8 protein-coding genes and 1 rRNA gene are annotated in these 7,700 nt (G+C 71.6%); 6 read left to right on the top strand and 3 right to left on the bottom strand.

The genetic code is table 11. The features are described 5' to 3' along the window. From HUX53_RS24680 to HUX53_RS24670, 3 genes are all read left to right on the top strand, one after another. Nucleotides 1–960: PP2C family protein-serine/threonine phosphatase (locus tag HUX53_RS24680; RefSeq protein ID WP_176405605.1), on the top strand; the 960-nt coding region annotated here is incomplete at its 5' end. 31 nt (nucleotides 961–991) lie between these two features. Next, the gene (locus HUX53_RS24675) at nucleotides 992–1,330 is read left to right on the top strand and encodes an STAS domain-containing protein (RefSeq protein WP_176405604.1); all 339 of its coding nucleotides are present in this window, start codon (nucleotides 992–994) and stop codon (nucleotides 1,328–1,330) included. A 44-nt stretch (nucleotides 1,331–1,374) separates the two neighbouring features. Beyond that, nucleotides 1,375–1,743, top strand: a complete 369-nt coding sequence (locus tag HUX53_RS24670) for an ATP-binding protein (RefSeq protein WP_217919851.1) — start codon at nucleotides 1,375–1,377, stop codon at nucleotides 1,741–1,743. A gap of 242 nt (nucleotides 1,744–1,985) precedes the next feature. On the opposite strand, the gene HUX53_RS24665 is transcribed toward HUX53_RS24670, so the two are convergent. Both HUX53_RS24665 and HUX53_RS24660 read right to left on the bottom strand, forming a co-directional pair. Then, on the bottom strand, nucleotides 1,986–3,335 hold the full coding sequence (locus HUX53_RS24665) for a class II 3-deoxy-7-phosphoheptulonate synthase (protein ID WP_176405603.1): 1,350 nt from the start codon (nucleotides 3,333–3,335) through the stop codon (nucleotides 1,986–1,988). Between the two features lie 195 nt (nucleotides 3,336–3,530). Continuing rightward, entirely contained in the window at nucleotides 3,531–4,547 is a 1,017-nt protein-coding gene (locus tag HUX53_RS24660) for an RNA polymerase sigma factor RpoD/SigA (RefSeq protein WP_255205595.1), read from the bottom strand. Nucleotides 4,548–4,677: 130 nt separating this feature from the next. On the opposite strand from HUX53_RS24660, the gene trxA reads away from it, so the two are divergent. Continuing rightward, nucleotides 4,678–5,031 carry a thioredoxin gene (trxA, locus tag HUX53_RS24655; RefSeq protein ID WP_176405602.1) on the top strand — a complete coding sequence of 118 codons (354 nt, stop codon included), beginning with the start codon at nucleotides 4,678–4,680 and terminating at the stop codon, nucleotides 5,029–5,031. A gap of 59 nt (nucleotides 5,032–5,090) precedes the next feature. Continuing rightward, the gene (locus HUX53_RS24650; protein ID WP_309237419.1) at nucleotides 5,091–6,014 is read left to right on the top strand and encodes a putative RNA methyltransferase; all 924 of its coding nucleotides are present in this window, start codon (nucleotides 5,091–5,093) and stop codon (nucleotides 6,012–6,014) included. Here HUX53_RS24650 and HUX53_RS24645 read toward each other — a convergent pair. After that, a complete protein-coding gene (locus tag HUX53_RS24645; RefSeq protein WP_176405601.1) occupies nucleotides 5,952–6,716 on the bottom strand; it encodes a hypothetical protein in 765 nt (254 codons plus the stop codon). The two genes, HUX53_RS24650 and HUX53_RS24645, sit on opposite strands and share 63 nt — an antisense overlap. An 870-nt stretch (nucleotides 6,717–7,586) precedes the next feature. On the opposite strand from HUX53_RS24645, the gene HUX53_RS24640 reads away from it, so the two are divergent. Continuing rightward, a 16S ribosomal RNA gene (locus tag HUX53_RS24640) occupies nucleotides 7,587–7,700 on the top strand; the annotation flags it as partial.

Raw genomic sequence — 7,700 nt, 5'->3', positions numbered from 1 at the left:
GATCAGCGGGAAGGCGTAGACCTGGCCGGCGACACCGCCGCCGACCAGGTCTACGCCTTCCCGCTGATCGCCCGCGGCCGGCGCATCGGCACCATCGTCATCGGCCGCCCGCCCGGCGACCGCTTCCCGCGCAGCGCCGTCGAGCTGGCCGAGGAGCTCAGCCGCCGCGCCGCGCTCGCCGTCGACAACGCCCGCCTGTTCTCCGCGCAGACCGCCATGAGCAGCGCCCTGCAGCGCAGCCTCCTGCCGCCGGGCATCCCGGAGATCCCCGGCCTGGAGGTCGCGGTGGTGTACGAGCCCGCCGGCGAGGGCAGCGAGGTCGGCGGCGACTTCTACGACGTCTTCGAGAGCGGCCCGCGCCCGGGCGGCTCCGCCTCTGCGGCCCGCTGGCGGTTCGCCATCGGCGACGTGTGCGGCACCGGCCCCGAGGCCGCCGCCGTCACCGGGCTCGCCCGGCACGCGCTGCGCATCCTCGCCGCCGAGGACATGTCCGTCCCGGACGTGCTGACCCGGCTCAACCGGCTCATCCTCGGCGAGGGCGAGCGGGGCCGGCTGCTCACCCTGCTGCACGGCGAGATCGCCGCCCGCCGCCGCGACGGCGTCCGGATCCGGCTGACCAGCGCGGGGCACCCGCTCCCGCTCGTCCTCGACCCCGACGGCAAGGTGCGCGAGGCGGCCTCGGCCCAGCCGCTGCTCGGCGTGTTCGACGGCGTAGAGTTCCACACCGACACCGTCGACCTGCGCCGCGGCGAGGTGCTGCTCTGCGTGACCGACGGCGTCACCGAACGCCGCTCCGGGAACCGGCTGCTCGGCGACGGGGACGGCCTCGAGCGGATCCTCGCCGGCTGCACCGGGCTGAGCGCCGGCGCCGTCGCCGCGCGGATCCAGCGCGCCGTGCGCGACTTCGGGCCCGAGCCGTCGAACGACGACATTGCCCTCATCGTTCTACGGGCGTCATGATGGAGACCAACAATCGGTAAGGTGGGGTGGCGTGGGGCTTGCCTTGCACACGACACGACAGGACGGCCGCGCGACGATCGCCGCGCGCGGCTCTATCGACCTGCACTCCTCCGAAGAGCTGCGCACCCGGCTGACCGAGCTGGTGGACGCGGGCGAGCGGGCGGTCGTCGTCGATCTCGCGGCGGTCGACTTCTGTGACTCCTCCGGATTGAACGTCCTCGTCCGGGCGTACAAGCACGCGCGCGCCCAGAACGCCACGCTCACCGTCACCGGCGCCTACGGCCGGGTCGAGAACGTGCTGCGCACCACCGGGCTCGACCGCTTCCTGATCGAGGGCACGGCGGAGGAGGCACCGGCCGATGGGCGGTGAGAGGACACGATGAAGAACGGCGAGCGGGCGGAGTGACCGACCCGATGACCGAGACCACACTGCGGGCGGCGCCGCAGACCGAGGCCGTCGAGTACGCGCGGCGGCTCGCCGCCCGGACCATGCGGACCTGGGCGCTGATGGACCGCGAGGAGCTCGTCACCGCGATCGTGGCGGAGCTCGTCGCCAACGCCGTCCGGCACGCGGGCACCGCGCTGGAGCTGCGGCTGCTGCGCGGCTCCGGCCGGATCCGCGTCGAGGTCCGCGACCGCGCGGCCCAGCTGCCCCGGCTGACCGTTCCCGGCCCACTGGACGAGTCGCACCGCGGCCTGTTCATCGTCGACCGGTTCGCCAACTCCTGGGGCGCCGACCCGGTGACCGGCGGCAAGGTCGTGTGGGCCGAGGTCGACATCTGACGGGGTTTCCACCCTGGAACGTGCCGCCGCGCAAAACCTCCGGCGGGAGCGCGCTCACCGGACGCGGCTGGCCGTTTGACACGCCCGAGCCATGAAGGGTTCCGGCCGTTCGAGGCTCACCGGAGGCGGCCCGGTTGCGGTGTGGACGTGCCCCGGCTATTGGGGGCTCCGGCCGTTCGCGGCCCGGATCGGCCCGCCGGATCCGCCCGCCCGGAGGTGTCCGGGCGGGCGCTGAGGAGCGGTCAGGCGGACTTGCGGTACAGCTCGGCCACCATGAACGCCAGGTCCAGCGACTGGCCCCGGTTGAGCCGCGGGTCGCAGGCCGTCTCGTACCGCTGGTGCAGGTCGGCCTCCGCGAGGCCCTGGCCGCCGCCGACGCACTCGGTGACGTCGTCGCCGGTGAACTCGATGTGGATGCCGCCCGGGTGGGTGCCGAGGGCCCGGTGCACCTCGAAGAAGCCCGCCACCTCGTCCAGGACGTCGTCCAGCCGCCGGGTCTTGTGCCCGCTGGGCGCCTCGAACGTGTTGCCGTGCATCGGGTCGCAGATCCACGCGACCGGCGCGCCGCTCTGGTGCACCTTCTCGATCAGCGGCGGCAGCGCGTCCCGGATCCTGCCCGCGCCCATCCGGGTGATGAAGGTCAGCCGGCCGGGCTCCCGGCCGGGGTTCAGCCGCTCGATCAGCGCCAGCGCGTCGTCGGCGGACGTCGTCGGGCCGAGCTTCACCCCGATCGGGTTGCGGATGTGCCGCAGGAACTCCACGTGCGCCCCGTCCAGCTGCCGGGTGCGCTCGCCGATCCACAGGAAGTGCGCGGAAACGTCGTAGGGCAGGCCGCTGAGGTGGTCGATGCGGGTCAGCGCCCGCTCGTACTCCAGCAGCAGCGCCTCGTGGCTGGAGTAGAACTCCACCCCGTGGAACTCGTCGGGATTCACCCCGCACGCCTTCATGAACGTCAGCGCCCGGTCGATCTCGGCGGCGAGCTGCTCGTAGCGGCGGCCGGCCGGGCTCTGCTGGACGAAGTCGCGGTTCCAGGCGTGCACCTGGCGCAGGTCGGCGTAACCGCCCTTGGTGAACGCCCGGCACAGGTTCAGCGTCACCGCCGAGCAGTGGTAGGCCTTCAGCAGCCGGTGCGGGTCGTTGCGGCGGGACGCGGCGTCGAACGCGAACCCGTTGACGGCGTCGCCCCGGTAGGCGGGCAGCTCCACGCCGCCGCGCGCCTCCACGGGCTTGGACCGCGGCTTGGCGAACTGGCCCGCCATCCGGCCGATCTTCACGACCGGCACGCTGGCGGCGTAGGTGAGCACGACCGCCATCTGCAGCAGCGTTTTCAGCTTGTTCTTCACCGCGTCGGCGGTCGACCCGCCGAACGTCTCGGCGCAGTCGCCGCCCTGCAGGACGAACGCCTCACCGCGTGCGACGTCCGCGAGCTGCGCCTTCAGCAGGTCGCACTCGCCGGCGAAGACGAGCGGCGGCTGCGTCGCCAGTTCGGCGGCGACCGCCCGGACCTCGTCCGGATCGTCCCAATCGGGCTGCTGGAGGGCGGGGAGGGAGCGCCAGGCGTCGAGGTCCCCGGTGACGGCGGATGTACTCACCTTGAAAGGCTATGACACCGCCCGCCCGGTGCGGGACGGCGAGTTCCGCCGCGGCCGGCCGCCGCGGCGATGCCGACTGCCGCCCCGGCGACGTCCTCGCACGGTGGGGCATGGCCGGGAACGCGAACCGGGCGGCCCCTGTGCCGGGGCCGCCCGGTTCGCGATCAGGTCGGCGCGGGTGTCGCGCGGGTACGGTCAGGCCGCGCGGCTCCCGGCGGCCGCGGGCTCCCGTCCCCGTTCCCGGGCGGGGGCGGGTGCCTCGGCCAGCGTCCGGCGGCCGCTCAGATCCGTCTCGTTCGCGAGCTGGCGCAGCCGCCGCAGCGAACGGTCGGTGATCTGCCGCACCCGGTTGTGGCTCAGCCCGTACCGGGCGCCGATCTGGGCGTACGACAGCGGCTGCCCGCTGTCCATCCCGAACCGGGCGCGCACGATCGCGGACTCGCGTTCCGGCAGCCGGTCGAGCAGCCGGGCGAGGCCCTCGATGTCGTCCAGCGCGAGGATCTCCGCCTCCGGGGTGACGGCGTCCGGATCCTCCAGCAGGTCGCCCATCGGCGTCTCGCCCGCGTCGTCGACGGTCGCGTCCAGGCTCGCCGGGTCGCGCCGCCAGCGCAGCAGCTCGTCCACGTGCTCGGCCTCGGCGCCCAGCGTCCCGGCCAGCTCCTCGCGAGTCGGCTCCCGGCCGAGCTCCCGGCCGAGCTGGCGTTCCGCGCGCCGCAGCCGCGAAAGTTCCTCCTCCACATGGACCGGCAGCCGGATGGTGCGGGCGGTGTGGCTGAGCCCGCGCCCGATCGCCTGCCTGATCCACCATGTCGCGTACGTGGAAAACTTGAAGCCGCGGCGGTAGTCGAACTTCTCCACCGCGCGCATCAGCCCCAGGTTCCCCTCCTGAATGAGGTCGATGAGGGGCAACGAGTCGGTCGGGTATTTCCGGGCGATCGAGACCACGAGCCGCAGGTTGGCCTCGACGAAGCGCTGCTTCGCGCGCAGCCCCGCCGCGGCCAGCTCCTCCAGCTCCTCGCGGGTCGCGCCCGCGGGCGCCCTCCCGTCCTCGAGGAGCTGCTCGGCGTACAGGCCCCCTTCGATCGCCTTGGCCAGATCGACCTCCTCCTGCGCGTCGAGCAGGGGGGTACGGCCGATCCGGTCGAGGTACGCCCCGACGAGATCCTTGTCGGTGACGTCGACCCTGTCGCCCTTGGTACGGGTTGCAGCCATCCTGACCCTTCTCCGGTGCGATCTCCCTAGGGGGACAACGCTAATTACCGCTCTGTGATTCCCGGGTGGGGAATACTGCGAGGCTGTTAGCCGCTCTACGACCTGATACCCCGACTGAGGAGAAACCGACATGGCGACGGTCACACTGACCGCTGAGAACTTCGACAAGGTGGCTCAGGCCGACGGCATCGTGCTGGTGGACTTCTGGGCGGAGTGGTGCGGTCCGTGCAAGCGGTTCGCGCCCGTCTTCGAAAAGTCCTCGGGCAAGCACGAGGACATCGTGTTCGGGAAGATCGACACCGACGCCGAGCCGGAGCTGTCCGAGCGGTTCGGGATCCGGTCGATCCCGACGCTGATGGCGATCCGGGACGGGCTCATCGTCTTCGCCGAGCCGGGCGCGGTGCCCGAGCCGGTGCTGGAGAACGTGATCGAGCAGGTCCGCGGCCTCGACATGGAGGACGTCCGCCGCCGCGCGGAGTCCTGACCGGCGCCCGCGCCCTGGGATCCGTGGCACCGGCGTCTGATGGACGCAGGTGGACGCCGGTGGGCGGCGGGGCGGCGAGCGGGCGGCACGCGGGCAAAGAAGCGGGCGGTGACGCCCGATCCGCCGTCCGGATGGACGATGATGGACGGATGCTCGCCGATGTCGTCCCCTACCTGGTGTGCCCCGTGTGCGGAGCCGACCTCGAACTGGCCGGCCGCGGACTGCTCTGCCCGGGCGGGCATGCCTTCGACATCGCGCGGCAGGGTTATGCGAACCTCCTGCCGGGCAACGCCCGTCCGGGAACGGCCGACACCCCGGAGATGGTCCGGGCCCGGGACGAGTTCCTCAAAGCGGGCCACTTCGACGCCGCCGCCGACAAGCTGGCGTACAGCGTCTCGCGGTTCGCCCCTTCCTTCGTGGTCGACGCGGGTGCCGGCACCGGGTACTACCTGAGCCGGATCCTCGACCGGTCGGCCGGCGTGGCCGGCCTGGCGCTGGACATCTCCAAGCACGCCGCCCGCCGCGCGGCCAAGGCCCATCCCCGGGTGGGCGCCGTCGTCGCGGACCTGTGGCGCCCCCTCCCGCTGCGGGACGGGGCCGCCGACACGGTCGTCAACGTCTTCGCGCCGCGCAACGCCGCCGAGTTCCACCGGGTACTGCGCGACGACGGGCTGCTGTTCACCGTGACCCCGTCGCCCCGGCATCTCGGCACCCTTGTGGAGCCTCTGGGGCTGCTCTCGATCGACAGGCGCAAGACCGAGCGCATGGACGCCGCGCTCGCGGGCTACTTCAAGTTCGATTCGCGCCAGGAGATCGAGACGGAGGCCGTCCTGACCCACGACGAGGTGGCCACGCTCGTGGGAATGGGGCCGAGCGCGCACCATGTGTCGGCCGATCGGCTCCGGGAGCGGTTGCGGCGGCTACCGGACCCGCTGCCGGCGCCGCTGTCCTTCGTCATCTCGACGTACCGGCGGCTCATGTAGGCCGGTGTCCACGCGCTGGGTGAGTTCGAGCAGCACCTGCGGCACCTCGCCGGGTTCCGTCACGTCCTCGGCCCCCGGCACGCCGACCGCCTCGTACATGAACGAGACGGAGACCGAGCAGGCCATACCGCTCAGCAGGAGCCGCTGGAGCGCCTGGCCCGCGCGGAGCCATTCGGCCGGGGAGTCCCCCCGTGTGGTGAGAACCGCGCGCCCGCTGCTCGTCGCCTCCCGTCCTGCGGGCAGGGGGTGAAGCGTCGCCCCCTCCAGGCGGACGGCTTCGACCAGCTCGTTGACAACGGGAAGCGCCGGCCGGACGCCCTTCGCGGGACGGTCGGCGAGGAAGGGCTTCAGCGTCGCGGCGTAGAGGAGGCGTTCCTCGCGGGATACGCGGTGACGTCCGGCCAGGCGCACGGAGGCGAGGACCGATGGGCGTCCGGGGTCCGGAAGCAGCCGCACCACGGCCGCGTACCCGAGTTGAGCGGCGGCCAGCCGAAGGTTCACGAGCGCGGCGCCGCTGCTGAGATGCAGACCCCGTCCCACGGGATCGTGCATGGGGCGGAATCTGTCGGGGTCTGCGCGCAGCTCGATCAGGCCGGGAACGACCTTGAACCGCCAGGCGTGCACGTCATGGATCGTGGGCCCCATCGTCGCGGCGACCACGAGACGCTCGGCGGAAGCGCGGATGGCGACGGGCACATTCACGAGGTGGTCCTCCTGACCTCGGCGGAGTGTCGTGCCGGGAGCCATGGCCCACCCGTGGCGCCAGGTGCCGCTGGACGAGCCGTCTGCGCACGCTACCTCACTGTGACCCGACACACGTAGTGCGTGAAAGGCGAGGTCAGCGGGGTCGATGGTGTGTCTGGGTGACAAGAGTGCGCGGGTGACGCGAGTGCCGCGATTTGACGGTGCCTACGGCGGACCTTAATGTCTCTCCTGCCCCGGGAGACGCGGGACGCCGTACGGCGGCCGGTCTCGGGGAAGCCACCAGGAATAACCCGGTTGTGAGCTGGGTTGGTTCTGTGTGACGCCCCCAGATGGGATGCGGGACGCCGTATACGCGGCGGCCGGTCCAGGGGAGCGGACCTCCGAAAAGCGGTTCGAGCGGTGCTCGGGCTGGTGTAAGGTGGTTCGAAAGCCCAGAACGGGATGCAGGACGCCGCGAGGTGGCCGGCCCGAAGGGCACCTCCTACGGAACGATCATCGCCAGGTCTTCGGCCTGGGGGTAGCTCGTCGCCGCGGGGGGCCTGGAACGCCTCCGACCGTCAAAAAGATCTTCGCTGATCGGCTTGACAACGGGGACGGGACGGGTAAGTTAGAAGGGTTGCCCCGGAGCCGGGGTCCGCGAGAGCGGGGTTCGGCGCGGTGGGTGTCCGTTTCTTGAGAACTCAACAGCGTGTTAAAAGCCAGTGCCTTTATCGGCTCGGTCAGTTGGCCGGGTCGCCCCGTGGCCACCTTTCGGGGTGGTGGGGATTTCTTTGAGGCAATGCCGTCCCTTTTTGGGGGATGGTGATGCTGGGATTTTCTTCAAGGTTTGGCTGCCGGCGGTTCGCCCCGCTGGTGGTCGTTTGGACCTTAATGGAGAGTTTGATCCTGGCTCAGGACGAACGCTGGCGGCGTGCTTAACACATGCAAGTCGAGCGGAAAGGCCCCTTCGGGGGTACTCGAGCGGCGAACGGGTGAGTAACA

The organism is Actinomadura sp. BRA 177, assembly GCF_013372625.1.
Taxonomy (GTDB): domain Bacteria; phylum Actinomycetota; class Actinomycetes; order Streptosporangiales; family Streptosporangiaceae; genus Spirillospora.
This window is presented reverse-complemented; position numbering and strand designations above follow the sequence as displayed.

What these genes read in the sequence shown, in the direction of transcription:
- HUX53_RS24670 (WP_217919851.1), top strand. Translation starts at nt 1,375, where the DNA reads ATGACCGAGACCACACTGCGGGCGGCGCCGCAGACCGAGGCCGTCGAG.
- HUX53_RS24660 (WP_255205595.1), bottom strand. Translation starts at nt 4,547, where the DNA reads ATGGCTGCAACCCGTACCAAGGGCGACAGGGTCGACGTCACCGACAAG.
- trxA (WP_176405602.1), top strand. Translation starts at nt 4,678, where the DNA reads ATGGCGACGGTCACACTGACCGCTGAGAACTTCGACAAGGTGGCTCAG.